This window comes from Cetobacterium sp., assembly GCF_977044495.1.
In genome coordinates this window covers 22,584-47,679 of record NZ_CDRRQU010000006.1, presented here as the reverse complement: position 1 = coordinate 47,679, position 25,096 = coordinate 22,584, and the positions used below count along the sequence as shown (strand labels likewise).

Below are 25,096 nucleotides of genomic sequence, written 5' to 3'. Positions count from 1 at the left end.
TTGAAAATTAAGTATTCTATATTAGAATGATAGATTTAAACTTTATGTTTTTATATAATAATAAACAATAAATGTAGAAAGGTGAGTAGGATTATGGTAAGTAAAACAGTTGAAATTAAAAATGAAACAGGACTACATACAAGACCTGGTAATGAATTTGTAAGTTTAGCAAAAACATTTACATCTCAAATTGAATTAGAAAATGAAGAAGGAAAAAAAGTAAAGGGAACATCTTTATTAAAATTACTTTCTTTAGGAATTAAAAAAGGTGCAAAAATAACAGTTCATGCTGCAGGAGAAGACGAAAATGAAGCAGTTGAGAAGTTAGCTCACCTACTTGAAAATCTAAAGGACTAAGAATAGGACGATAGTTTGAAGTGTGAGAAGGATGGGGGTAACTCTATCCTTTTTTTTGTCAAAAAATAAAAGTATTGGGAGCGATAAAATTATGAGAAAATTTGTAAAAGGTATAGACGCATCTCCAGGGGTAGCAGTAGGAAGAGTATTTTTATATAAAGAAGAGGAGCTTTTTATAGATAAAAGTGAGTGTTCAAACATTGAAGTTCAAAAAGAGAAGTTAATTGAAGGAAGAGAAAAAACTAAGGAACAACTATTAAAGATTAGAGAAAAAACAGCTAGACAATTAGGAGAAGATAAAGCCGCGATATTTGATGGACATATAACTCTACTAGAGGATGAGGATTTGTTTGATGAAGTTATAGAGCTGATTGAAGATGAAAAAATAACGGCAGAAAATGCCTTAGAGCAAGGTATTAGTGGTTATTGTGATATGTTAGCAAATTTGGAAGATGAGTATCTAAGGGAAAGAGCGGCTGACTTGAGAGATATAGCTAAGAGATGGCTGTATAATATCGTGGGGATAGATATTGTTGATTTGTCTTCACTTCCTGCAAATTCAGTTGTAGTGGCAAGAGATTTGACACCATCAGATACGGCTCAATTGGATTTAAAAAATGTTGTAGCATTTATAACTGATATTGGAGGAAAGACAGCACACTCATCTATTATGGCTAGATCACTAGAGATACCAGCAGTGGTTGGAACAGGAAATATAACTGAATTAGTGACAAATGAAGCTCCAATAGTAGTGGACGCTTTAACTGGTGATGTCATAATAAATCCAACAGATGAAGATATTGAAAAATACTCTAAAAAAAGAGAAAAATATTTAGAAGAAAAGGAATTATTAAAGCAATTAAAAGATAAAACAGCAACATCAAAAGATGGAATAACTGTTGGAGCTTGGGCAAATATAGGATCTCCAAAAGATGTAGCAGGTGTTTTAAGAAATGGTGCTAATGGAATAGGACTTTATAGAACGGAGTTTCTATTTATGGCAAATGACAGATTCCCAACAGAGGATGAGCAATTTGAAGCTTATAAATTTGTTGCTGAAGCAATGAAAGATAAAAATGGAAATCCATACCCAGTGACAATTAGAACAATGGACATAGGTGGAGATAAGTCACTACCGTATATGGAGCTACCACATGAGGAGAATCCGTTTTTAGGATGGAGAGCTTTAAGAATATGTTTAGATAGACCAGAAATCTTAAAAACACAGTTTAGAGCACTTTTAAGAGCATCAGCATTTGGATACATTAAAATAATGTTACCTATGGTAATTTCAATAGAGGAGTGTAGAAAATCAAAAGCTTTATTAGAAGAGTGTAAAGCTGAATTAAGAGCTGAAGGAATAAAGTTTGATGAGGATATTCAATTAGGAATTATGATTGAAACTCCAGCTACAGCATTTAGAGCTAAATGGTTTGCACAAGAAGTTGATTTCTTCTCGATAGGAACAAATGATTTAACTCAATATACATTGGCAGTAGATAGAGGAAATGAGAGAATATCTCACTTATATGATACGTATAACCCAGGAGTTTTGGCAGCTATTAAAGCGGCAATAGATGGAGCTCATGAGGGTGGAATATCGATATCTATGTGTGGTGAATTCGCTGGAGAAGCTAGAGCAACAGCTTTACTATTTGGAATGGGATTGGACGCTTTCTCAATGTCGGCTATTTCGGTTGCAAGAGTAAAGAAAAATATAATGGCAATAGATAAAGTTTCAGCAGAGGCTCTAGTTGAAAGAGTGATGTCAATGAGTACAACAGAAGAGGTATTAGCAGAGATAGATAGATATAACGAAGAGATGTTAGGATAATATTTTTTAAAAAGGTGAAACAAAATTTCACCTTTTTTCATTTTTAGAGTATACTATTCTAAAAAAAGTAATAGAGAGGTTGTTATGGGGTTAAAAGATTTTAAAATAAAAGTTTCAAAAGAAAACATTTTACATAACTATCACTATTTAAAAAAATTCAGAAATAAAGATATAATTGCCGTGGTGAAAGCCAATGCTTATGGTCATGGGATAGAGAATATAGTTAAATTTTTATCAGAAAATGGATGTGAATATTTTGCAGTAGCTAGAGAGTGCGAAGCCGAAAAGATATTGAGTTTAAAAATAAAAGATATAAAGATTATTATTTTAGAAACCGTAGATGAATTAGAAATTTTAAAAAATAACGAAAATATTCATATGGTGGTAAATAGTTTTAATGATCTTTTAAACCTTTTAGATAAAGGGGTTTCAACGGAACAGTTACATATAAAGTTGGACTTTGGATTTGGAAGAAATGGAATTTTAGAAAAAGATTTTTTTAAATTAAAAGAGCTGATAGAGAATAGAAATTTAAAATTTAAAGGTCTTTGTACTCATGTATTTGCTGCGGATTATGATGATTTAATTTCAATAGAAGAGAGATTTTCTAAAATATTAAAAGAATTAGGAAAAGATAGGTTTGAGATTGTTCATATGCAAAATAGTGCAGGGGTTATGTCAGTAGAAGGAAAATTTTGTACTCATATAAGATGTGGAACAGTTTTATTTGGACTGCAGGAGATAGGATATTACATTCCGTCTATAAAAAGATCTTTTAGACTAGATGGTAAAATATTAGACGTAAAAAGTATAGATGACTTAAAGTATATAGGATATGAAAAAAAAGAAAACTTAAATATAGGAAAATATAAGAAAGTAGCAAAAATTAGGTTAGGTTACGGAGATGGATTTTCAAAAAGAAGTGAAGGGATTATGTCTATAATCAATAATAAAAAATTTAAAATAATTCATATAAGTATGGATAGCTCGTTCATTCTTGTAGATGATTCGGTGAAGGTTGGAGATGAGGTAGAGATATTTCATGACTTAGAGGAGAGTATAAATCATTTAAAAGTTCCTCATTATGAGTTTTTATCATGTATAAATGATAGGATAAAGAGAGAGCTTATATGACTACGAACAAAAATAATTTTTGTGGATATAAAACTCATTTTTTTATTTTAAAAACAGCTCTTTTCTTAGTTACAAATAAATGATATAATAAGTTATTTCTTATTACAAAAGTAAAGAATTATTTTTGATAATATACATATATAAACAACATGAAATAAAGGGAGTATAATGAAGACAGATTTATTAGTGATAAAGGATGAGTTAAAAAAATATGCAAAAACAATATCTAAGTTATTCGCGATGGATGTTGGAATTTGCGATAAAAATCTTGTAAGAATAACAGGAAGTGGACCTCAAAAAATAGGTGAAAAAATAAAGGGAAGAGCTAATAAAAAAACGTTAGAAACCAAAGAAACAACAGTTATTTTAAACCCGAGAGAGGATGAAATTTGTAATGGTTGTTCAGAGAAAGAATGTTGTTTAGAAGTACTTGAAATATCAACTCCAATAATGTATGAGAGGAAACTGATAGGTTTAATAAGTTTAGTATCTTTTGATGAAAGTCAAAAGAAGAGAATTCTAGAAAATTTAAAAAACTATTTGGATTTCGTTGAACAGATGGCTGAATTAATAAGTATAAGATTTGTTGAACACAATGAAAGTTTAGAAAAAACAGAAAGAGAAAATGTTCTTACAACAATATTAAATACAATTCAAAAAGGTGTTTTAAGATTTAACAGTGAGGGAGTAATAACAAGTATTAATAATTTTGCTTTAAAAAAAATAGAAGTGGACACAAAAATAATTGGAAAAGAGATACACCTAACTTCACAGAATGATTTTCTGATGGAAGAGGAGATATATAGGTTAAAGGTTCAAAATAAAGAGTTAACTGTTCTTGGAAAAATATTGCCTTTTGAAGCATTTGGAAAGAATGAAAAAATTTTTATTTTTGATGATATGAATAAAGTAAATGACGGTATCAGAGGGCTTGTTGAGACATCAAATAGCGTTTCGTTGGGAAATATAATAGGGGATTCCCAATTCACTAAGTTATTGAAAGAAAGAATAAAGCATGTTGCACCTTCAAAGTCAACAGTGCTAATAACAGGGGAAAGTGGAACTGGAAAAGAGTTAGTGGCAAGAGCCTTACATTATCATAGCTCGAGAAGAAATGCTCCTTTCGTTGTTATAAATTGTGCGGCGATTCCTGAATCACTTTTAGAGAGTGAACTATTTGGATATGTGAGAGGAGCATTTACAGGGGCTGATAAAAATGGGCGTATGGGGAAGTTTGAGTTAGCAAATGGAGGTGTTATATTTTTGGATGAAATTGGAGATATGCCTTTATATTTGCAAGCTAAAATATTAAGGGTTCTTCAAGAAAGAAAAGTGACAAGAGTAGGTTCAAATAGAGATATAGAGTTGGATATTAGAATTATTGCAGCAACAAATGTAGATTTGGAAAAAAAGATTCTTGAGAAAAAATTTAGGGAAGATCTTTATTATAGATTGAAAGTTATTCCTTTCGAGGTAGCTCCTTTGAGGGAGAGAAGAGAGGATATTTTACCAATAACTAAAAATCTTATAAAAAAGTATAATAGAATAACTGAGAAATATGTAAGTTTTATTGATATTGAAGTTGAAAAATTATTTTTAAACTATTCATGGCCGGGAAATATAAGAGAGTTGGAAAATGTAGTAGAGTTTATGTTTAATCTTTCGGATAATAGTGATATTTTAAGCTTATCTACAGTTCCTGAAAAATTATTAGAGAATAAAAGAGTGGACAGTAAAGTTGATGTGGAGAGAATAGAGTTAAAAAATATATCTCATATAGAGGATTTTCAAGTAGTAGAAAAAAACTATATTGAAAAAGCATTCAAAATTTTTGGAAAGGATACAGAGGGAAAGAAAAAAATAGCAAAAAAAATGGGAATAGGATTGACGACTTTATATAGAAAAATACAAAGATATAATATTTAATTTTCAAAATGAAAAAATAAATTTTCAAAATGAGAAATTTTTCAAAATGAAAATTTGTGAAATTGAATTTTTGTAAAAAATGTTAAATTATATTTGAAAAATGTAGAAAATAACACAAAAAAATATAAAAAAATACAAAAAAATAAAAAAATATCTATTGGAATGAAAATTGCTTATTATATACTTGTATATTATAAAAAATCGAGTATTAAGTGGAGGAATTGAAAAGTTATGATAGATAAAATTTTAAATATTTTGAATGAAGAAATAGTCCCAGCAGAAGGGTGTACAGAGCCGATAGCTTTGGCGTATATAGGAAGTAAGTTGACATCAATATTGGGTGGCGTTCCAGAGAAAGTAGATATTGCTCTATCTGGAAATTTAATAAAAAATGTCAAAAATGTTAAAATACCAAATTCAGAAGGTATGGTAGGGATAGAAGCAGCGGTAGCTCTTGGAACAATTTTGGGAGATTCTAGAAAAGAGCTAATGGTTATATCAAATGTGGATAAATCAAGGTTGCATGAGGTTAGAGAATATCTTGATAATAAGAGAGTTGTAGCTACTAAAATAGAGGGAGATGTAAAGCTTCATATGAGAGCTACAGGAGTTTTGGGAGAAGATAGTGCTACAATAGAGATTAAAGATTATCATACAAATATTGTTAAAATAGAAAAAAATGGTGTGATCGTAAAGGGAGCATCTTGTGATGAAGTTGTTTCTGGAGATGCAATGACAGATAAAAGTTTTTTAACTGTTGAATTGATTCATGATTTGGCTAAAACTATAGATTTATCTTTAATAGCGCCAATTTTTGAAAAAGTTATATCCTATAACTCAGCCATAGCTAATGAAGGATTAAAAAATGATTACGGAATAGGTATGGGTAAAAGTTTGTATGAAGGGATGCAAGAGGGTGTTTACGGAAAAGATTTAAAAAATAAAATTGTCAGTTTTGCAAGTGCCGGAAGTGATGCGAGAATGAATGGGTGTTCTATGCCTGTAATGACAACAAGTGGAAGCGGAAATCAAGGAATGTCAGCATCTTTGCCAGTTATAAAGTATTGTGAAGAAAAGGGACTAACACATGAGCAACTAATAAGAGGATTATTTTTCTCACATCTGACAACAATTCATATAAAATCAAATGTTGGAAGATTGTCGGCTTACTGTGGAGTAGTTTGTTCGGGTGGAGGAGTAGCTGGTGCATTAGCATTTTTAGATGGATTACCTCTAGATAGAATAGATGCGGCGATTGAAACAACTTTAGCGACATTATCAGGAATGTTGTGTGATGGGGCAAAAAGTTCTTGTGCAACAAAAATAGCAAGTTCTATAGCTATGGCATTTGATTCATACTACTTATCTAAAAAGAAAAGGAATTTTGAATACGGTGAAGGAATCGTAGGAAAAGATGTGGAAGCGACTTTAGCTAATGTAAAAGTATTAGCTCATGAAGGTTTAAGGCAAACAGACGAAGTTGTTTTAGAGATAATGTTAAATAACTAGTTTTAATATATAGTTTTAGGAGGAGAGATGAAAATAGTAATTATTGGTGGAGTTGCGGCAGGAATGTCAGCTGCAGCTAAAGCAAGTAGGCTCAACAAAGAGGCGGAGTTAGTGATTTATGAAAAAACAGAGATTGTTTCATGGGGAGCTTGTGGTCTTCCATATTATGTTGGAAACTTTTTTGAGAGTCCAAATAATATGATAGCTAGACCTGTGGAGAAATTTATAGAAGCTGGAATGAATATAAAAATAAAACATGAAGTTATCGGTATTGATGTAAATAAAAAGGAGATAACTGTAAAAAATTTGGTAACAGGGGAAACTTTTATAGATAAATATGATAGATTGATGGTGGCGACAGGAGCTCATGCAATTATGCCACCAATCAAAAATTTATCAACTAAAGGTGTATACACTTTAAAGGAATATGCAGACGGTATTATTTTAAAAGAAGAGATGTTAAAAGATGAGAACCAAGATATAGTTATAGTTGGAGCTGGATATATTGGTCTTGAAGTAGCTGAGGCCGCTAAACATTTGGGAAAAAGAAGTATTAGAATAATACAGTTAGGTGATAGGGTTCTTTTAGAAAGTTTTGACAAAGAGATAACTGATGTTATGGAAGAGGAAATAAGAGCTCATGAGGGTGTGGAATTACATCTAGAGGAGATTGTGCAAGAGATTGTAGAAAAAAATGGAAAAGTTGTAGGGGTAAAGACTAATAAGGGAGAATATCCAGCAGATGTTGTAGTTATTTCAACAGGAGTGAGACCAAATACTGCTTTTTTAAAGGAAACAGGGATTGAGATGTTAGGAAACGGAGCTCTAGTAATAGATACTCATGGAAGAACAAGTATTGATTCGATATATTCGGCGGGAGATTGTGCAACGGTACCTCATTTAGTGAGAAAAGAGAATGTGTATATTCCCCTTGCAACAACTGCTAATAAGATTGGTAGAATAGTTGGAGAAAATTTGGCTGGGGTAGAGACTGAGTTTCAAGGAACATTGGGATCAGCTGCAGTAAAAGTTATGGATATAGAAGCTGGAAGAACTGGAATAACAGAAGCGGAAGCAATAAAAATGGGAATAAATTATAAAACTGTGTTTGTAAAGGACAAAAATCAGACGAATTACTATCCGGGTAGAGAGGATATATTTGTAAAATTAATCTATGATGCGGATACAAGGGTTCTTTTGGGAGGTCAGATTGCAGGTAAAAAGGGTGCAGTTTTAAGAGTGGACGCATTAGCAACGGCAATATACGCAAAATTAACGGTGGATGAGATTGGGATGATGGATTTTTGTTATGCTCCACCATTTGCTAGAACTTGGGATGTAATGAACGTGGCTGGAAATGTAGCAAAATAAGATAGGCTTCAAAAAAAATAAAATATAGAAACGGGAGAAAAAAAACAATGAATAGTGTATTTTTTGAACAATTTTTAATGATTAGCAATTTGAAAACTGTAGGATTTTTGGTAGCTTTATTAGTAATTTTATTTCTAATAAATATGTTACCAAAGAAAAAATTTAACTTTTCAGCAAAGGTTATGTTTGCAACAGTCGTAGGTTTAATTTTGGGATTAGCAATTCAATTTGCAGCTGGATTTCCTGAAAATCCAATGAATGTAACGTTTGTAAAAGAAACAACGATATGGTATAGCTTACTTGGTGGAGGATTTATCTCTTTAATTAGAATGTTGGTTATTCCGTTGGTTATGGTATCCATTATACACGTTATTATCAATATGAAAGAGGATGCTAATTTAGGTGATTTGGTAAAGAAAAGTTTAATTATTATTTTGGTAATGGTTGCTATTTCTGTAGGTGTAGGATTACTTTTAGGGAATTTATTTGAAGTTGGAAAGGTTTCAAATGGTGCAGTACAAGCTGTAACAGTAGAGGGTGGAAGAAAAATCAGAGAGATTACTAATATTGTTGATACATTAAAAGCTCTTATTCCTTCAAATCCAGTTGAGGCAATGGTTAACTTAAATATCGTTGGATTGGTTATATTCTCTGCGATTGTTGGAGTGGCAACAAAGAGAATGTCAAAGAAATATTTAGATATAGTAAAACCGTTTTCTGACTTTATAAATGCTTCTCAGAAGATTATCGTATCAATGGCAATGAGTATTATTAGATGGATGCCTTTAGCAGTGGTACCATTATTGGCAAATACAATTGCACAAAAAGGTATTGGAGCGATAGCGGAAGTAGGAAAATTCATTGTAGTTTTATATTTAGCAACAGCAGTTATGTTTATAATTCAGATGATAGCGGTAGCGTTCTTTGGACTAAATCCGTTTACATATGTTAAAAAGAGTATCTCTCTAATGATTTTAGCATTTACGTCTAGATCAAGTGTAGGATGTTTACCAGTAACAATTTCAACATTGACAGATAAATTGGGGGTTAGTGAATCAACAGCGAGTTTCGTTGCAAGTTTTGGTACAACGGCAGGGATGCAAGGATGTGCAGGAATATTCCCAGCGTTGACAATTGTGTTCGTAACAAACATGAGTGGACAGCCAATGGATGCGACACTGATTGTAATGTCTATAATTGTTGTGTCAATCAGTTCGTTGGGAATCGCAGGAATTCCAGGAACAGCGACAATGGCAGCTTCAGTTGCACTATCTGGAACAGGATTAGCATCTATGTTTCCTTTAATAAATCCTATTTTAGCTATCGACCCGATTATTGATATGCCAAGAACAATGTTAAATGTAACTGGAGCGGTTACAAGTGCATTGATGGTTGATAAGAGCTTAGGAAATTTAAATCATGAAGTTTATCAAAATGCAGAAGCAGGAAGTGAAGTAAACTCTTCTGATGTTGAATAATAAAAAAGGTCACCTTTAGGGTGATCTTTTTTTATCGTAAAAATTTTTTAAGTAGAGTTTTATCACAGCTATGTTTTACTATCTATAGTTCTAAATGTCTCTATTTTCTCTTTTGTAAGTAATTTTTTAATTTCCTATTTTTAACAAAAAATTGCATTATAATTTACTAATAAAAACTTGTTTATGGATTCTAATTATAGTCAGTCTTTATAATGTTTTATTATAAAAATATAAAATTATAATTAAAAATCATATTTGACAAAAATAAAAAAATGAAGTATTAACTATTAAACATTTTCATTTTTTATATAAAATAATAGCTCGAAATATATTTTTTTGGAAAATATAAAACCTAAATAAAACATATAATAAGAGATATAAAATTTTTATTTTCAATAAAATTAATTAATTTATTAAATATAAAAGGGATGATAGTTAATAATATTTTTAATAAAATGAAAGAAGAGCAATTAATGCAAATTTTAGAAGTTGAAAAAGCATCTTGGGATACGGATTTAGAGGCAACATTAGATTTAATAAAAGAAAGATATAAAATACACCCTAAAGGATATTGGGTAACAGTAGAAAACCAAAAAATAGTGTCTTTTATATATTTTATGAGATTGAATGAAAAAGATATAGAAAAAAAACAAGGATGGGATGAAATAACATCACAGGGAACTTGTCGAGAACACAATGAAGAAGGAGATGTTTTATTTGGTGTAACTTTAAGTAGCAATAAGGCTAATGCTGGAAATTTTTTGATAAAAGAAACTTTAAAAATGATAGATCAAGGATTTTATATAGGAGTAAAAAAAATTTATGCTTGTTGTCGAATTCCGACATTAAAAGAAAAAAAAGACTTAACTATAGAAAAAGACCCAACAGTTAAGTTATTTAAACAACATAATTTTGAGATTGTGAAATTGGAAAAAAATGGGTACAAAAAAGATGTATCGTCTTTGGGGTATAGTTTATTAATGAGCAGGAATGTTTATGAATAGAGGTTATGATATAGTATACAAAGTTGATGATTTAAAAAAAATGGAAAATTATGATTATATGATGTTGGAATCTTCATATTATTATAACATGGCAATGAATAAAATAAACTCTTTTTTAAAAGTAAATTTTTTAGAAATAGAGGATTTAATTATTCCGTATTTTTATCTAGATAAAATTCAACTAAAGGAGAGGTCTGGATGGGTAAATGATATTTTAGAATATACAGTGGGAGAGATAGGCAGAAAAGAAGTAGTTCAACAAATAAAAAACAAAGAGGGATTGTTATTATTTAATTTTCCTTTAAATTTAGATGATAAAAAGGTAAACAATATTATCAATAATATTTTTTGTAACCTTCCATTAAAATATCAGTTTTCTGTAATCGCATTTGTAACTGAAGCCATATTAGATGAAGAATTTTTTATTAAGTCAGTTCAAAAACCATATGCCTACTACGATGTTAATGAAAATTCATTTGAAAAATTTTTAAGTAGATTAAAAAAAGAAGAACGAAAAAAAATAAATTATGATATAAAAAAATTAAATCAGTTGAAAATAGATACAAAAGAAATAGAAATTTCGAATTATGAAGAAGCTATAAAAAATATTTGTTTAAAAAATAAATATTTTTTTGACTGGAATTATATAAGCGAAATTTTAAAAATTAAAGATGTTAAAACTATTGGATATTTTAAAGACTTTGAATTATATCAATTAAATAGTTTTTTAAAAAGTGGAAATAGTTTATACAATTTATTGATAATTATCGATGAAGAAAAGAAGGAATTGGGAACTTTATTTCATTCATATATAAATCCGATTGAATATTGTATAAAAAATTCTATAAGGAGGTTCTATCTTGGATATTCTGCAATCGATGCAAAAAAATTTAGAGGAGCAAAATACATTGAACGAACAGTTTATATTAAAAAAATTTGAAGATGTCTCTTCTAAAGAATTTTTATTTCAACAATTTAAATTTAGGGAACTACATATTGATTATTTGAATATTTTGAATACTTCAGATGAAAATAATTTTAATTTTTTAGTTTATAAAAAAAATATACTTATTCCTTTTCTTGATAAGAACGATTCACATTTGAAAGGGGAAAACTTTGAATTTTTATATAAATTATATCCAGAAGCAATTGGAAAAAAAATATTTTTTTTAGACCATTTAACTGTAGATGAATTTATTAAAATAGTTAAAAAGTTACAGAAATCATTTAAAAGTAATATATATATATGTAATGAGTTGCAAAAAAAAATTATAAAAGATAGACTTGAATTAGTTAGCTACAATACATATCTTTTATTAAATGGAGAAGAAATTGAGGATAAATATGTAAAATCCACATCTAAAATTAGAACAGAATTTTATCGTTGGGAAAGAACTTTTAAAAAAATAGAATCTTTAGAAATAAAAAAAATAGATTTAAATGAAAATGGAATTATTGAAGAAATGAAAAATTTATATAATGAATTTTCTAAAAAATTTGAAAATTTTTTAGAAGACGATAGTTTTTGGGAAATGATAAAATTCAAAAAAAATGTAAATTTTTATGGTATATTTTATTTTAATAAATTGATTTGTTTTAGTGGACTTTGGTATTTTAAATTTCATAATTTATTTTCTATGATTGGAAAAGATGAAAAATATGAAGAACTTTTAAAAAAATCAAATTCGTATTTTTTATTTAATTTATACGCTGCAAAATTAAGTAAAGGAAAAGAAAAGATTTTTTATGGCTACGGGAACTATAATTTAAAAAAACAATTATTGATGGATATAGAAAATTTATACATAGGATATTTATAGATTGATAAAAAATAGCAACAATATTTGTTCTTAAAAATTTTGATAAAATAAAGAAATTGGAAAAGGAGGAAGTGTTGATAAATAATATGGATAGATATTTATTTATCAATACAAATTTATATGAAAAAAAATATATTAAATAATGAAAATTTATCACTTAGTTATATCAGAAAAATGGGGAATTTTAAAACAAAAAAAATGGAAAAAGAATTAATTATTTTACTTCCAGTAGGATGTTATTGGGTACGAAAATACGGAGGATGCTCTTATTGTGGCTATCAACATCTAGTAAATGAGCTTCAAAATGAATATTATTATGATTTATTAGAAATAGTAAAAAATGAATATGAAAAAAATAAAAATAAAAATATTACTAGAATAAGTTTTTTTGTTGGAGGATCATTTTTTGAAATAAATTCAGATATTCAAGAAAAAATAATAAAATATATTATAGGTCAAGAAAGTATAAATGAAATTTTTATTGAAAGCAGACCGGAATTAATCACAGATTCTAATTTAGTAAAATTAAAAAATTTAATGGGTAATAGAAAATTAACTATTGCTATTGGATTAGAAACATCTAGTGAAACGATTAGAAATTTAGTACATACAAAAGGAATTACAAACAAGAGTTATGAAGAAGCTATGAAAAAATTAACTAATAATAAAATAGATTCTTTAATATATATATTTATAAAACCACCCATAAAAAATTATTCTGATCAAGAAGCGTATGAGGAGGCTGTCACAAGTATAGAATATGCCATAAAACATGGAGCAACTTCGCTTGAACTAGAAAGTGGATATATTGTAGAAAATTCAAAAATGCATGAACTTTATGAACAAGGATTGTATACTCCTTTAAATTTATGGACGATTAATCAGATATTATTAACGGGAATAAAAAAGCATCCAAACATTCCAATAAGATTAGCATATTTTACAGATACTCCTGAACCAATTGATGGACCAAAAGGATGCATAGACTGCGATACTTTTTTAAAAAACAAATTTCAAGAATATAGAGAATCTTTAGATATGGAAATATTAATAAAAACATCCTCTTGCAAATGTTCGTTAATTTAAATATTTATATTAAATAGGAGGAACAAGTGGCTAATTTATATTTATTTTCAATATCTTTGTTTATGAGAAATTTTAGCTTAGGTATATTTTTTTTACTGTTTAATTTATATATAAAGCAATTAAGTATATCTTATGAATTTCTAGGATTATTTTTGGCAATTGGAAATATTTCAATGTCTGCATTTAGCTATATTAGTGGAGTTTTAATTGATAAATATAATAAAAACAATCTGCTCAAATTAAGTATAATTTTAAGTGGAATTACATTTATTAGTCAGATAATTATAGAAAAAGAATTTATTCTTTATATAATTTCCTTTTGTTATGGAATTGGATTTATTTTTATTTTAAATTTAGAATATGTTTTTTCTGCGAAGCTTAATAATACTTGTAATATTAATGTTTTTAATTTAGAAAAAGGAATTGGATTAAGTGCTCTCTCTTTGGGATCAATACTTGGAGGGAAAGTAGCTGAATCAACTTTATTTAGTTTTAAATTTATTTTATTTATTTCTGCTTTAATCTACTTATTTTCAGTTATTCCTATTTTTTTTCTAAATATTAATTTTGAAAAGAATGAGTTGAAAGAAACTGTTCCAAAGCATCAGAATAAAAATATTTTTTTTAGATTTATTCCTATTTTTTTAATTTTTTTATTTCTAGGAAATACTGTTATGTTGAGACCATTTTATAATCTTTATTTGGAGGATAGATTTCAATTTAATTTAATCTATATAGGAAGTATTTTGGCTATTTTTCAAATAGCTTCTGTTTTTATTAATTATTTAAATTTAAAAAAGAATAAAAATGAGTTGAAATATATTTATATTTTAATATTTTTACTTATAATAGGATATCTATCTTTAATAAAAACTACAAACACTTTAATCAATATTTCTCTATTAATTTGTATTACTTCTCTTTATAATCTTTTAAATCCTAAGTTGGTTGGGTTCATTTTAAACAAATATCCTCAAAATATACATGGGAGGATTTCAGGTATTTTAAATACAGCATATAATTTAGGAGATTCTGTCAGTACTTATGTAGGAGGTATTTTAATTTTTACAAGGAGTTATACATTGTTGTTTATTTTAATTAGTGCTTCTTATTTTTTTACAGGATTATTTTTAATTCTTTTTTTTGATAAAAAAGACGTTAAAGGAGTGGAAGTAAAAAAACTTCAATATTTTTTAGAAAGCTATATTTTTTCTGAATACGAATCTTTAAGAGATAAAAAATCAAACATCATAGATTGCTTTATTCAAAAATATGAAACTATTCCATATATTTTTTTAAAAAAGAATCCACTAAGAAATAACTTTATTATTGCAACATGGTATATGGTTATTTACGAAAATATTGAACAAAAAAAAGATTTTGAATCTTTGATGATTTTGTCTTTCGAAAGGTATATAACATCTAACCTATTAAAGCGACTTCAATTAAAACTCTTGTCTAAATATTTTTTTTCTAAATTGAATATTCGAAGCATACAAAAAATTGCAAATTTAAAAGAAGGAGATAAGAAGTATTTAGGATTTAGTTCTGAATTTATAGCTACTACATCAAATCAGACAGATTTTAAATTAAATACATACGCTTGTCCTTTATATGATTTTTTTGAAAAATATAAAATGTTAGATGCTTTAAAATATATTTGCAAATTGGATTTTATTAGAAGTAAATATTTAAAATCAAATTTAATAAGGACTAAAACTTTGGCTGATGGTGATGAACTTTGTGATTTTAGATGGAGAAAAGAGATAATTTAAGAACTTGATATAGAAGTTTTTTTATTAGTAAGTTTAATGTTCAGTAATACTTAAATTACACAGATATTGTCTGCGTAATTTAAGTATTACTTTCTAATTCCATGATACAATCTATAAAATTTACCTTTCAGTTCTAAAAGTTCATTGAAAGAGCCGGATTCAATAATATTGTCATCACCGAGTACATAGATTTTATCAAAATCTTCAAGGATACTTAATCTATGAGTTATTGCGATAACAATTCTATCGTCATATATCTCCTTAATATTTTTTAAAATAGATTTTTCATTGATGATGTCTAAAGCATTAGTTGCTTCATCTAAAAGTATCAAGTCAGGACTTTTTAAAAATAACCTAGCCATAGCAATTTTTTGTCTTTGACCTGAACTCACATGAACTCCCCCCTCACCAATAATAGTATCCTCTTTTTGAGGGAATTTATCAAAAATTTCGTATACATACGATTTTTCAATTGCAAAGTTTAATTCTTCGTCGGTACAGTTTTCTTTAACAAGAGTGATATTGTCTATTAAACTTCCATTTATAATATAATCACTTTGGTCTACAATTCCAAGTCGTTCCAAATACGTCTTAAAGGTGATTTTATTTAAAGGAATATCATTGATTAAAATTTCCCCACTTGTGGGAAGCAAAGCTCTTTTTAGAAGAGCTGCAGTGGTGCTCTTTCCAATTCCACTTTCGCCTACTAAAGCTATTTTTTCACCTTTTTCTATTTTTAAATTAAAATTTTGTAAAACAGATTTTTCGTCATAGAAAAAACCAATATTTTTAAATTCAATAGAGGTAATAGGTTCTGTTAGAGGTATATCCCCATCTGCTCTATCATTAAGATTTATTATTTCAGTAAATCTATTGACACCAGAAATACCTTTTTGATATATATCAACAAGTCCAACCATTCTCATAATTCTAAGCCTAAAACGATCAACTAGAAGTAAAAAAGATAAAATAATTCCCATAGTGACCCCATCTTTTATATATAGGTAACCTCCAGCAAGAATGATAATAAGTTGGGTTATATTTGAGTAAAAAGTTACCCCTGAAACAATTAAACTAGAGGGAGTCATATTTTTCTTTTCACTTTCTAAAAGTGTATCATTTTTTTCAAAAAATCTTTTTTGTGCGTAGTCTTCTAAATTGTTGTCCTTTAAAAAAAAGATAGTTCGTAAAATGTCGTGAAGATTGGCAGATAATAAGCCTGAATTCTTTCTAACATTTCTGTGACCTAGTTTCATTTTTTTATTTTCTCTATAAACAAATATTAGTGTTAGAGGCAGAGGAAAAAGAGTAATTAGTGAAAGTTTTAAATCAAAGTCCATCATTATAATAATAGATGCGATAATAGTTATAACAGAAAATATAAAATCCTCTAGTCCTCTATGGCAAAGGGTTGATACGCTATCTAAGTCATTGATAACTCTAGATATTAAATCTCCACTTTGATTTTTTTTAAAAAATTCACTCGGTTGATTTAAAAGTTTTTTTAGTAAATCGTTTCTCATATTTTGTTTTATCTTACTACCCATTAATTTCCCATTTGCTTGAGAGTTTACCGCAAAAATCAGACGCAAAATATAAAGGATAATCAATACGATAGAAAATTTAAGTAATAGATTAATATTTTTAGAGGGAAGGGCATCATCTATTAAATTTTTTATTAAAAGTGGAGAGTATACGTCGATAGCGGTCATAGCTAATCTTACACTTAAAAATAGAATTAGAAGTTTACTTTCTTTTTTTAAATAGTAAATAAGAGTTCCAAAAGATGTTTTTTTCATAAAAATTTCTCCTTAATATACATTTATTTCTAAATCAATAGTAACTTTTTTTTTATATAAAAGTCAATACTTCTAGATATAAATAATATAAATAATAGATGATTATGTTATAAATTTTAGATAATTTGATTGAAATTTGTACTATAAAATGTTAAGATTAGTTAGATAAAAATGTAATGGTTCGATTTGATTAAAAGGGAATTGAGTGGAAATCTCAAACGGTCCCGCCACTGTATAGAGGATGAAAACAGTATTACCACTGAGGATAAAAACCTTGGGAAGGGCTGTGAGTAGGATGAATCTAAGTCAGGAGACCTGCCATTATTTAATTCTGCGAGGACAGAGAAGGTAAAATTTTTACACTTCTCTTTTAGTATTTACAAAAGGGAGGTTTTTTTTATTGGTGAAGAATTTTTTATTTAAAATAATATAGAATAAGATAAAATAGGGAGATTGGAGATGAATTTTTACAAAAATATGCAAAAAGGCGCCATTGTAGCAGCGCATTTTGGAACAACGCATGAGGACACAAAAGAAAAAACAATAGATATAATAAATAAAAAGTTAGAAGAAGAGTTTAAGCAACTTGATTTTTTTCAAATTTATACCTCAAGAATCATAAATAGAATACTTTCGAAAAGTGGCAAAGAGAAGTTAGATACAACTCAAATTTTGGAGAGATTGATAGAGCAAGGGTATCAACATGTAATTATTCAACCTACATATATAATAAATGGTACAGAAATGGAAGCTTTAAAAAGAGAGGTGGAGAAGTTTTCTGACAAATTTGAAGATATTAGAGTTGGAACTCCATTGTTGACGGAAATGGAAGATTATTTTAATCTGATTGATGTTATAGAAAAAGAGATAGGCCCTTTAAAAGAGGATGAAGGTGTAGTTATGATAGGACATGGGACAGAACATCCGGCATTATCAGCATATCCTATGTTAGCTTATATAGTTAGAGATTTAGAAAAACCTATATATATCGGAACAATTGCAGGTTATCCGGGAATAGAGAATATTGTGAGAGAATTAAAGAGAGACAATAAGAAAAAAGTGACTTTGATGCCTCTTATGTTTGTAGCTGGAGATCACGCCAAAAACGATATAGCTAAAGAATGGAAAGAGGATTTAGAAAAGAGTGGATTTGAGGTAGAGATAAATTTGAAGGGGTTAGGAGAGATTGAATCCATTCAAAATATTTTCATAGAAAAAGCAAAAGTTTTAGAAAATTGCCAACCAGAAGATATACTGATAAAAAAAGCTGAGTATGCTAGAGGAAGAAAAGCTTCTCATTAATTTTGGAAAGGAGAAAGTATGAAAAAGCTATTACTACTACTCTTATTGATAACTTCTTTAAGTTTTTCTAAAGAAGATATAAGAGCGGTTTCGACATCACAGTTTACAACAGAAATTTTATTGGCTATAGGAGTGGAAAAGCAACTCTTAGGAACAGCTTTTTTAGATGATGAAATACTTCCAGAATTGAAAGAGAAGTATGATAAGATACCAGTTTTATCAAAAGGAGCCCCAACGAAAGAGCAATTTTATGCTTTAAATCCCAACTTCTTAACAGGCTGGAAATCGATAGCGACACCTAAAAACTTGGGAACAATAGATGAATTAAGAGGGAATGGTGTAGAAGTAGTTTTTACAAAATCTCAAGATAGCTCTAAAATTGAAGATGTATATGATGATATATTGATGTTTGGAGATATTTTTGATTTAAAAGAGAGTGCTAAAAGTGTTGTCGAAAATATGAGAAAAGATATTGCTAAAGTCAAAGAAAATAAAAAAAATGGAAAAAAAATAAAAGTGTTCGCATACGATAGCCAAGAATCGGCACCATTTGTGGTTGGAGGAAGTGGAATTGGGAATACTATAATTGAGATTGCTGGTGGGAAAAATATTTTTGAAGATACAAATTTTTCTTTTGGTGTTGGAACATGGGAAAAAGTATTAGATGAAAATCCGGAAGTTATTTTAGTTATAGATTACGGAAATACCCCCTATGAAGAAAAAGTAAAATATTTAAAAAATAGTTCTCCAATCTCTCAATTAGAAGCTGTAAAAAGGGAGAAATTTTTACGAGTTCCTTTGAGCTACATATCACCGGGAGTAAAAATTAGTAAAGGAATTGAAATGATTTCGAATGGTCTGAGAGAGGAGAAAAAGTGAAAATAAAAGATAGAAATATAGTTATAATATCTTTCACTTCGATTATAATTTTGGGAACAATTGCAGTTACAATAGGAAGTGTCTCTTTGTCTTCAGTTCATGTTTGGAAAATATTAATAAATAAACTATTCAATAATAATTTTTTCACTGTTGATTGGAAAAAGTCAACTGAGATGATTGTTTGGAATCTGCGAGTTCCAAGGGTTATTTTAGCTTTACTAGGAGGAGCAGGGTTATCACTAGTTGGAATTTTAATGCAGGCGTTGACTAAAAATTCGTTAGCTAGCCCTTATATTTTAGGAATATCTTCAGGAGCTAGTACGGGTGCGGTTATTTCAATAGTATTGGGAAATTTTTGGGGAGTATCTTTTTCTCCTGGTATTGGAGCTTTTATCTTTGGAACTTTTACAGCATTTTTGGTATTCTATTTAGCTGGAAATGGCGGTTATTCAAGTACTAAACTTGTTTTAATAGGCGTGGCTGTATCCTCTTTATTTTCTGGAGTTACAACATTTTTAGTAACCACAGCTAAAAATGAGTCACAACTGAGAGGAGCTATGTTTTGGATTTCGGGAAGTTTAGCAGGAGCCAGATGGGAGAACTTGATGACGCTATTTTTGGTTCTATTGATGTCGACAATTTTAGTCATAATTAGGTATAGAGAGTTAAATATTTTAATTGCCGGTGACGAATTAGCTGAAACTTTGGGTGTGGATGTAAGGAGATTGAGGTTTTTTATAGTAGTTATATCCACTTTTCTAACTGGGTTTATAGTTTCTGCAACAGGTGTAATTGGTTTTGTAGGATTAGTAATTCCTCATATATCTAGAGGATTAGTTGGGAGTAATCACAAAAGATTGATTCCATGTGCAATAGTTTTAGGTGCTTTATTTTTATTAGGAACAGATACTTTAACAAGAATGATATTTAAGACACAAGAAATCCCAATAGGAGTTGTAACATCTATGTTAGGTGCTCCATTTTTTATGAGTATGTTAAGAAAAAATAGTTATAATTTTGGAGGATAATTGTGATAAAAATAGATAGTTTAGATTTTAAAATAGAAAAAAGGGATATTTTAAAAAATATTAGATTGAACATAGAAGAAAAAAAATTTATAGGTATAATTGGCGAAAATGGATGTGGAAAGAGTACACTTTTAAAAAATATCTATAGAAATTATATTCCTAAGAAAAATAGTATTTATGTGGATGGCATAGAGTTGAATGATTACTCTGTGAAAGAGTTATCTAAAAAAATATCTGTTTTAAGCCAAAATCAAAAAATTATTTTTGATTTCACGGTTAAAGAGATAGTTGAGATGGGAAAATATAATAAAAGTTCTTTATTTTCAAAAAGAGATTATGAAAAAGATATTGATGAAGCTTTGGAAAAGGTTGGAATGAAGCATTTAAAAGATTTTAGTTTTTTAACTCTTTCTGGCGGGGAGATGCAAAGAGTTTTAATAGCTAGATCTATAGCACAAGAGAGTCAAGTGCTATTATTAGATGAACCAACAAATCACTTAGATGTAAGGTATCAATACCAGATTATGGATTTAGTAAAAAGCCTTGATAAAACTATAGTTGCAGTAATTCATGATATAAATATAGCAAGCCGTTATTGTGATTATATTTTTGCCATAAAAGATGGTGAAATAAAGTATGAAGGAACACCAGAAGAGGTAATTGTGCCTGAAAAAATAAAGGAGATATTCCAAATAGAGGTAGAAGTGATGAAGCATCCTTTAAATAACAAGCCAATAGTTATTTTTATGTAGATTATATACTGAATTAGAAAGATAGGAACTTAAAAAATACAAAAAAATAAAAACTAGACTTAAAAGACAAAAATATGGTAAAATTTATAAAAATTTATAAAAATACTAAAAATGAGGAAAAGAATGGTGAGTTATGAAAAAAGGAAAAAAATTAGTCATAGGTATTTTAGTCTTTTTAGTAACATCAATTTATTATAGAGAATTTACGTTAAAAACTAATGAGTCTAAAAATAGAGAGGTAATTGAAAATAACGAGTTAGCAAAGAGTGAGGAAGTTATTGAAACTGAAATTGCTACAGCGGAAAAAGTTAAAGTTTTAAAAAATGATACAGAGAAAGAAGTTGTTGTTGCTAAACAAGAGTCAGTCACTGAAAGTCCAGTCCAAGAAGGGATATCTAAAGACTTAGAAGAGAAAGTGACAGAAATTTCAATAGAAAATTCAGAGAGCTCTACGATAGAGGATCTAGAATTAGAAAATAAAATTGCTAAAGAGTGGGATGACCAAGAGGGACAAGAGTTAGCGGATCTTGACCAGAGTATTGATTTAGAAGAAAAAGTAGTATTAGAAAATATGGAATATGTGATTAAAAAAGGAGATACTATTTCAGATTTATCTAAGGAGTATAAGATAAAAACTGACTATATATACGCAAATAATATTGATAAAAATTTAAGAGTTCTTCAAGTAGGAAAAAAAATAAATATTCCAACAGAACCTGGAATATTTTATTCAGTAAAAAAAGGGGATACTTTTGAGGGGTTGTCAAAAAGATTTGAAGTAGATATTAAAACAATCAAAGAGGACAATGAGATTGATAGACTTTTGATAGGAGCAAAGATTTTTTTGAGAGAGCCTAAAGTTTCAAGGTATCTAAGTAGTTTTAAGCAAGAGTATGTTAAAAAAACAAATTTGGGAACTTTTTCTAATCCTTTAGTTGCTATGAGTTTAACTAGTAGTTTTGGTTCAAGAAATCATCCAGTTCTTAAGAAAGTCTTAAATCATGCTGGTGTAGATTTAAGAGCTAAAATCGGTACAAAAGTTGTTTCAGCAAGAGAGGGTGTTGTTACTTTTGCTGGAAGAGCTAGTGGATATGGAAATTTAATTATAATAAAGCATTCAGATGGCTATGAAACAAGATATGCTCATCTTAGTCAAATAGATGTGAGAAAAGGTGAAAAAATATCACAGAATCAACACATAGCCTTAAGTGGAGCCACGGGAAGAGTGAGTGGTCCTCACTTACATTTTGAAATAAGAAAAAATGGGAAAATAGAGAATCCATTGACATATTTAAAATTTTAATAAGATAAAAAATCCCCCGAGTAACTTTGGGGGATTTATTTTTTGAATAAAGGATAAAAGGAGTAGAACAATGATTTCAAAAAATAAAGATATAGCCATATTTTCAGTTGGAGTTTTAATTTTTCTTTTTTGTTTTTCTCTTTTCATAGGAAACTATGAAATAAACTTCATTAAAGGACTAAATTTACTTTTGGGAAATGGAGATACGGGTTCATTAGAGCATAAAATAATTTGGAATTTGAGAGTACCAAGAGCAATTATGGCAATAGTAATTGGAATGCTATTAGGGAGTAGTGGCGCTTTAACTCAAACACTTTTTAGAAATTCAATGGCGGACCCATATATAATTGGAATATCAGCTAGTGGTACTTTCGGAGCAGTCATAGCATTCTTGTTAGGATTTTCAGAAATATATTTTGGAATTTTTGGTTCTATATTTTCTTTTATAACATCACTAATAATTTTTAAACTTTCTAATAGTAGAAGAGGAAGTTTAGATTTGTCTACTCTTTTGATAATAGGAATAGCTATTTCAGCCCTATTGAGGGCGTTAATATCTTTAGTGATGTATCTTGTAGGTGAAGATAGTTTTAGAGTTGTTCTTTGGACTATGGGTTATCTGGGTGGTGCAGATTGGAAAAAAATAGCAATTTTATTAGTTCCACTTTTATTTTCGTTGGTGTACTTTTATTTGAATAGGTATAATTTAGATATAATTTTACTTTCGGATGAAGAGGCTCATAGTTTAGGAGTAGATATAAAAAAATTTAAGTATAGGGTGTTAATGATTTCTACATTTATGGTTGGGTTTTCAGTAGCTTTTACAGGAATGATAGGTTTTGTGGGGCTTATAATACCACATCTAGTTAGAATTATATTTGGAAGCAGTAATATAAGACTAATACCTTTATCAATGCTGTATGGAGGATTATTTTTATTGCTATGTGACACTATTTCAAGAGGATTATTGACGACTATGGAAATGCCAATAGGGGTTGTAACAGCTATATTTGGAGCTCCGTTTTTTATATATTTGGCTTTTAAAAATCGAAGAGGTGTATGATGAAAATTTTAAAATTAAAAAATTTAAAATACTCATATGGAAATTGTGAAGTTTTAAGTGATATAAGCTACAACTTTTTTCCGGGTGAACTTGTTGGTATATTAGGAGCGAATGGATGTGGAAAAAGTACTCTCTTAAAAGTTATAATGGGGTTTTTAGAAAAAGAGAAGGGTGAAATTTTTTTAGATAATTTAGAGGCTGAAAGGCTTTCAAGAAAGGAGTTCGCTAAAAGAATATCCTTTATAGCACAAAAATCTAATCAGAACTTAAATTTTACAGTATTAGAGGTACTAAAGTTAGGAAGAGTACCTCATATGAAAAATAGCTTTAAAGGTTTAAATTTAGAGGATGATAAGATAGTGGATGGAGTTGTTAAAAAACTAAATTTGCAAAATTATTTGAATAGAGATATAAAAAGTTTGAGTGGAGGAGAGTTTCAAAGAGTTTTGTTAGGGAGAGCATTTATTCAACATAGCGAAGTTATTTTATTGGATGAACCTACTTCAGCGTTAGATATAAACTATTCTTTAGAATTTCTAGAACTATTGAAAGAAGAGATTAGAATAAAAAAAATGATTGGAATAATTGTGATTCATGATATAAATTTAGCTTCATTATTCTGTGATAAAATTCTTTTTATAAAAGATGGGAAAATAGCAACTTCAGGCAAACCAAAAGAAGTTATAAAAAAGGAGTGGTTAGAAAAAATCTATAATTTTACACCAAAAATTTTAAATTTGGAAAATGATATATATGTGCTACCTAAGCGAGGTGAAAAATGAGAAGATCAATTTTGTTATTTTTAGTATTGTCCTTAAAAATATTTTCTCTGGATATAGTTGGCGACTATGTTTTGGGTGAAAATAATGAAAAAATTTTGTTGAAAGAGTATAAAAGAATAGTTGTATATAACTTTGGAGCGGTAGAGATTTTATATGAATTGGGAGCAGATAATAATATCGTGGCTATTGCAAATCATAGTAAAAAAATTTGGCCACAGGAAAAAACTGAAAAATTACCTTTAGCTGGAAGTGTATCTAAACCTTCATTGGAAAAAATTTTATCTTTTAAACCAGATTTAGTTATTTTTAATGTTATGGGAAGTGAAAAAAATGGATTAGAAAAATTTAATATACCATCAATAACTTTTTCAAATAAAAATTTGGATGATATTTTAAAAAATACATTAATTTTGGGGAAGTTAGTAAATAGAGAAAAAGAGAGCAAAGAACTTGTGGAAAAGTTGAATAGTAAACTGGAATATATAAGAGAAAATTTTAAGTTACAAGGAAAAGCTGTAGTTTTATATTCCGATTCTCCACCTACATCTTTTGAAAAAAACTCTCTTCCTGTAGAAATTTTAGAAACTTTAGGATTAGATGTAATAGTTCCAAAAGTAGGGAAAAAACCAATTGTATCCTCAGAGTATATTTTAAGAGAAAATCCAAAATATATTATAGGAACTAGAGGAGTAAAAAATATTGAAGGGATAAAAAATAGTTTGCAGTTAATTGAAGAAACAGATGCTTATAAAAATAAAAATATATATATCATCGATTCTAGCGAGATACTTAGAGCCTCCCATAGAGTTTTTGATGAGATTGAAAAAATATATGAAGAATTAAAGAGATAAAAAAGTCAAAAAAATATTTTTTGCCATATTTTAGCCATAAAAC

21 protein-coding genes and 1 riboswitch are annotated in these 25,096 nt (G+C 28.6%); of the genes, 20 read left to right on the top strand and 1 reads right to left on the bottom strand.

Going from position 1 to position 25,096, the window contains the following annotated elements; genetic code table 11:
* Positions 1 to 93 precede the first annotated feature (93 nt).
* From ACWI69_RS02670 to ACWI69_RS02615, 12 genes are all read left to right on the top strand, one after another.
* Positions 94 to 357 (top strand): HPr family phosphocarrier protein, encoded by a 264-nt coding sequence (locus tag ACWI69_RS02670; protein ID WP_023050032.1) that lies wholly within the window; start codon positions 94 to 96, stop codon positions 355 to 357.
* Positions 358 to 448: 91 nt separating this feature from the next.
* Complete coding sequence (ptsP, locus tag ACWI69_RS02665) at positions 449 to 2,191, top strand: phosphoenolpyruvate--protein phosphotransferase (protein WP_448820313.1); 1,743 nt, start codon at positions 449 to 451, stop codon at positions 2,189 to 2,191.
* Between the two features lie 84 nt (positions 2,192 to 2,275).
* Complete coding sequence (locus ACWI69_RS02660) at positions 2,276 to 3,325, top strand: alanine racemase (RefSeq protein ID WP_448820312.1); 1,050 nt, start codon at positions 2,276 to 2,278, stop codon at positions 3,323 to 3,325.
* 168 nt (positions 3,326 to 3,493) lie between these two features.
* Positions 3,494 to 5,251: a sigma-54 interaction domain-containing protein gene (locus ACWI69_RS02655; protein WP_448820311.1), complete on the top strand. Its 1,758-nt coding sequence runs from the start codon at positions 3,494 to 3,496 to the stop codon at positions 5,249 to 5,251.
* Positions 5,252 to 5,482: 231 nt separating this feature from the next.
* Positions 5,483 to 6,760, top strand: a complete 1,278-nt coding sequence (locus tag ACWI69_RS02650; RefSeq protein WP_448820310.1) for an L-cysteine desulfidase family protein — start codon at positions 5,483 to 5,485, stop codon at positions 6,758 to 6,760.
* 27 nt (positions 6,761 to 6,787) lie between these two features.
* Positions 6,788 to 8,131 (top strand): CoA-disulfide reductase, encoded by a 1,344-nt coding sequence (locus ACWI69_RS02645; RefSeq protein ID WP_448820309.1) that lies wholly within the window; start codon positions 6,788 to 6,790, stop codon positions 8,129 to 8,131.
* A 47-nt stretch (positions 8,132 to 8,178) separates the two neighbouring features.
* Positions 8,179 to 9,609 (top strand): cation:dicarboxylate symporter family transporter, encoded by a 1,431-nt coding sequence (locus ACWI69_RS02640; RefSeq protein WP_448820308.1) that lies wholly within the window; start codon positions 8,179 to 8,181, stop codon positions 9,607 to 9,609.
* A 455-nt stretch (positions 9,610 to 10,064) separates the two neighbouring features.
* Complete coding sequence (locus ACWI69_RS02635; protein WP_448820307.1) at positions 10,065 to 10,613, top strand: hypothetical protein; 549 nt, start codon at positions 10,065 to 10,067, stop codon at positions 10,611 to 10,613.
* Entirely contained in the window at positions 10,606 to 11,553 is a 948-nt protein-coding gene (locus ACWI69_RS02630) for a hypothetical protein (protein ID WP_448820306.1), read from the top strand. The genes ACWI69_RS02635 and ACWI69_RS02630 overlap by 8 nt, the downstream gene beginning before the upstream one ends.
* A complete protein-coding gene (locus ACWI69_RS02625; protein ID WP_448820305.1) occupies positions 11,474 to 12,433 on the top strand; it encodes a hypothetical protein in 960 nt (319 codons plus the stop codon). Before ACWI69_RS02630 ends, ACWI69_RS02625 begins: the two co-directional genes overlap by 80 nt.
* A 198-nt stretch (positions 12,434 to 12,631) precedes the next feature.
* Positions 12,632 to 13,519, top strand: a complete 888-nt coding sequence (locus ACWI69_RS02620; protein ID WP_448820304.1) for a radical SAM protein — start codon at positions 12,632 to 12,634, stop codon at positions 13,517 to 13,519.
* A gap of 26 nt (positions 13,520 to 13,545) precedes the next feature.
* On the top strand, positions 13,546 to 15,294 hold the full coding sequence (locus tag ACWI69_RS02615; protein WP_448820303.1) for an MFS transporter: 1,749 nt from the start codon (positions 13,546 to 13,548) through the stop codon (positions 15,292 to 15,294).
* Positions 15,295 to 15,380: 86 nt separating this feature from the next.
* Here ACWI69_RS02615 and ACWI69_RS02610 read toward each other — a convergent pair whose 3' ends face one another.
* Complete coding sequence (locus ACWI69_RS02610) at positions 15,381 to 17,093, bottom strand: ABC transporter ATP-binding protein (protein ID WP_448820302.1); 1,713 nt, start codon at positions 17,091 to 17,093, stop codon at positions 15,381 to 15,383.
* 160 nt (positions 17,094 to 17,253) lie between these two features.
* Positions 17,254 to 17,430, top strand: a riboswitch (cobalamin riboswitch).
* Positions 17,431 to 17,552: 122 nt separating this feature from the next.
* Here ACWI69_RS02610 and ACWI69_RS02605 point away from each other — a divergent pair.
* The 8 genes from ACWI69_RS02605 (at position 17,553) to ACWI69_RS02570 (ending at position 25,053) form a co-directional block, all read left to right on the top strand.
* The gene (locus tag ACWI69_RS02605) at positions 17,553 to 18,395 is read left to right on the top strand and encodes a sirohydrochlorin cobaltochelatase (protein WP_448820301.1); all 843 of its coding nucleotides are present in this window, start codon (positions 17,553 to 17,555) and stop codon (positions 18,393 to 18,395) included.
* Between the two features lie 18 nt (positions 18,396 to 18,413).
* Entirely contained in the window at positions 18,414 to 19,274 is an 861-nt protein-coding gene (locus ACWI69_RS02600; protein ID WP_448820300.1) for an ABC transporter substrate-binding protein, read from the top strand.
* A complete protein-coding gene (locus ACWI69_RS02595) occupies positions 19,271 to 20,302 on the top strand; it encodes a FecCD family ABC transporter permease (RefSeq protein WP_448820299.1) in 1,032 nt (343 codons plus the stop codon). Before ACWI69_RS02600 ends, ACWI69_RS02595 begins: the two co-directional genes overlap by 4 nt.
* 2 nt (positions 20,303 to 20,304) lie before the next feature.
* Positions 20,305 to 21,054 carry an ABC transporter ATP-binding protein gene (locus ACWI69_RS02590; RefSeq protein WP_448820298.1) on the top strand — a complete coding sequence of 250 codons (750 nt, stop codon included), beginning with the start codon at positions 20,305 to 20,307 and terminating at the stop codon, positions 21,052 to 21,054.
* Positions 21,055 to 21,187: 133 nt separating this feature from the next.
* Positions 21,188 to 22,357, top strand: coding sequence for a peptidoglycan DD-metalloendopeptidase family protein (locus ACWI69_RS02585; RefSeq protein ID WP_448820297.1), 1,170 nt, complete (start codon positions 21,188 to 21,190; stop codon positions 22,355 to 22,357).
* Between the two features lie 70 nt (positions 22,358 to 22,427).
* Entirely contained in the window at positions 22,428 to 23,420 is a 993-nt protein-coding gene (locus ACWI69_RS02580) for a FecCD family ABC transporter permease (RefSeq protein WP_448820296.1), read from the top strand.
* A complete protein-coding gene (locus ACWI69_RS02575; protein WP_448820295.1) occupies positions 23,420 to 24,202 on the top strand; it encodes an ABC transporter ATP-binding protein in 783 nt (260 codons plus the stop codon). The genes ACWI69_RS02580 and ACWI69_RS02575 overlap by 1 nt, the downstream gene beginning before the upstream one ends.
* On the top strand, positions 24,199 to 25,053 hold the full coding sequence (locus tag ACWI69_RS02570; protein ID WP_448820294.1) for an ABC transporter substrate-binding protein: 855 nt from the start codon (positions 24,199 to 24,201) through the stop codon (positions 25,051 to 25,053). The genes ACWI69_RS02575 and ACWI69_RS02570 overlap by 4 nt, the downstream gene beginning before the upstream one ends.
* Positions 25,054 to 25,096 lie beyond the last annotated feature (43 nt).

What these genes read in the sequence shown, in the direction of transcription:
- ACWI69_RS02670 (WP_023050032.1), top strand. Translation starts at nt 94, where the DNA reads ATGGTAAGTAAAACAGTTGAAATTAAAAATGAAACAGGACTACATACA.
- ptsP (WP_448820313.1), top strand. Translation starts at nt 449, where the DNA reads ATGAGAAAATTTGTAAAAGGTATAGACGCATCTCCAGGGGTAGCAGTA.
- ACWI69_RS02660 (WP_448820312.1), top strand. Translation starts at nt 2,276, where the DNA reads ATGGGGTTAAAAGATTTTAAAATAAAAGTTTCAAAAGAAAACATTTTA.
- ACWI69_RS02655 (WP_448820311.1), top strand. Translation starts at nt 3,494, where the DNA reads ATGAAGACAGATTTATTAGTGATAAAGGATGAGTTAAAAAAATATGCA.
- ACWI69_RS02650 (WP_448820310.1), top strand. Translation starts at nt 5,483, where the DNA reads ATGATAGATAAAATTTTAAATATTTTGAATGAAGAAATAGTCCCAGCA.
- ACWI69_RS02645 (WP_448820309.1), top strand. Translation starts at nt 6,788, where the DNA reads ATGAAAATAGTAATTATTGGTGGAGTTGCGGCAGGAATGTCAGCTGCA.
- ACWI69_RS02640 (WP_448820308.1), top strand. Translation starts at nt 8,179, where the DNA reads ATGAATAGTGTATTTTTTGAACAATTTTTAATGATTAGCAATTTGAAA.
- ACWI69_RS02635 (WP_448820307.1), top strand. Translation starts at nt 10,065, where the DNA reads ATGAAAGAAGAGCAATTAATGCAAATTTTAGAAGTTGAAAAAGCATCT.
- ACWI69_RS02630 (WP_448820306.1), top strand. Translation starts at nt 10,606, where the DNA reads ATGAATAGAGGTTATGATATAGTATACAAAGTTGATGATTTAAAAAAA.
- ACWI69_RS02620 (WP_448820304.1), top strand. Translation starts at nt 12,632, where the DNA reads ATGGAAAAAGAATTAATTATTTTACTTCCAGTAGGATGTTATTGGGTA.
- ACWI69_RS02610 (WP_448820302.1), bottom strand. Translation starts at nt 17,093, where the DNA reads ATGAAAAAAACATCTTTTGGAACTCTTATTTACTATTTAAAAAAAGAA.
- ACWI69_RS02605 (WP_448820301.1), top strand. Translation starts at nt 17,553, where the DNA reads ATGAATTTTTACAAAAATATGCAAAAAGGCGCCATTGTAGCAGCGCAT.
- ACWI69_RS02600 (WP_448820300.1), top strand. Translation starts at nt 18,414, where the DNA reads ATGAAAAAGCTATTACTACTACTCTTATTGATAACTTCTTTAAGTTTT.
- ACWI69_RS02585 (WP_448820297.1), top strand. Translation starts at nt 21,188, where the DNA reads ATGAAAAAAGGAAAAAAATTAGTCATAGGTATTTTAGTCTTTTTAGTA.
- ACWI69_RS02580 (WP_448820296.1), top strand. Translation starts at nt 22,428, where the DNA reads ATGATTTCAAAAAATAAAGATATAGCCATATTTTCAGTTGGAGTTTTA.
- ACWI69_RS02575 (WP_448820295.1), top strand. Translation starts at nt 23,420, where the DNA reads ATGAAAATTTTAAAATTAAAAAATTTAAAATACTCATATGGAAATTGT.
- ACWI69_RS02570 (WP_448820294.1), top strand. Translation starts at nt 24,199, where the DNA reads ATGAGAAGATCAATTTTGTTATTTTTAGTATTGTCCTTAAAAATATTT.